Raw genomic sequence first — 1,240 nt, forward strand, 5'->3', positions numbered from 1 at the left:
GATCGAAGCTGGGTTCGACGCCTTCGTCGAGGAGGTCTGCAAGCCGTATTACGCGCCGCGCATGGGCGCGCCCTCGCTGCCGCCGGGCCGATATTTCCGCATGCACATGGTCGGGTATTTCGAAGGCATCGACAGCGAACGCGGCATTGTGTGGCGTTGCTCGGATTCCTTTTCGCTGCGAGATTTCCTGCGTCTGGCGAACCGGGACAAGGTTCCCGATCATTCGTGGTTGTCGAAGACGCGCTCGCGCCTGCCGCATGAGGCGCATGAGAAAGTGTTCGGCTGGGTGTTGAATCTCGTCGCCGCGCGCGGTCTGGTGAAGGGCGAGCGTATCGGCGTCGACGGTTCGACCATGGAAGCCAACGCCGCGCTGCGAACGATCGTGCGCCGCGACAGCGGCGAGACCTATCGCGCGATGCTGACGCGCATGGCGCAGGAGAGCGGCATCGAAACGCCGACGATCGACGATCTCATCCGGCTCGACCGCAAGCGGAAGGGCAAGAAGCTCTCGAACGAAGACTGGACGAGCACGACCGATCCGGACGCCAGGATCGCGCGGATGAAGGACGGGACGACGCATCTGGCTTACAAGCCCGAGCACGCCGTCGATCTCGACACCGGCATCATCGTGGCGGCCCCGATTCATCCGGCCGACGAGGGCGATACGACGACGCTCGATCCCACGCTGGAGGCGGCGGCGCGCAATCTCGCCGATATCGGCCTTGCGCCGACGCCCGAGGCCCCCTGCGAATTGGTGGCTGACAAAGGTTATCATTCACGCGAGGGGCTGAAGGACCTCGACGGCGGCGTCTGGAAGACGCGGATCGCCGAGCCGAAACCCTCGAAGGGGTATTTGCGGTGGCATGGCGATGAAGCGGCGCGGGAGGCCGTTTACGCCAACCGCGCGAGGTTGAAATCCTGTATCGGGCGGGACGCGATGCGCCGACGCGGAGAAATGGTCGAGCGCAGCTTCGCCCATGTGCTCGATCGCGGCGGCATGCGCCGCGCGTGGTTGCGCGGGCGCGAGAACGTTCATAAGCGCTACCTGATCCATGTCGCGGGGTTCAATCTCGGCATTCTGATGCGCGCGCTGTTGGGGTACGGGACGCCAAGAGAGGTTGCGAGCGCCAAGAACGCGTTTTTGTTCGTCATTCAGACCGATGTCGCGCTGGCCATCGTCATCATCGCCGAAATCGACGGCGCACCGGCGTTCCTCGACATCGCGGCCGCGGCAGAGGCC

1 protein-coding gene is annotated in these 1,240 nt (G+C 64.7%); it reads left to right on the forward strand.

Going from position 1 to position 1,240, the window contains the following annotated elements:
* The coding region (locus V5F77_RS28865; protein WP_429008482.1) for a transposase at window positions 1-1,240 on the forward strand (1,240 nt) is incomplete at both ends.

Source organism: Roseixanthobacter psychrophilus (genome assembly GCF_043195195.1).
Classification (GTDB): domain Bacteria; phylum Pseudomonadota; class Alphaproteobacteria; order Rhizobiales; family Xanthobacteraceae; genus NCEH01.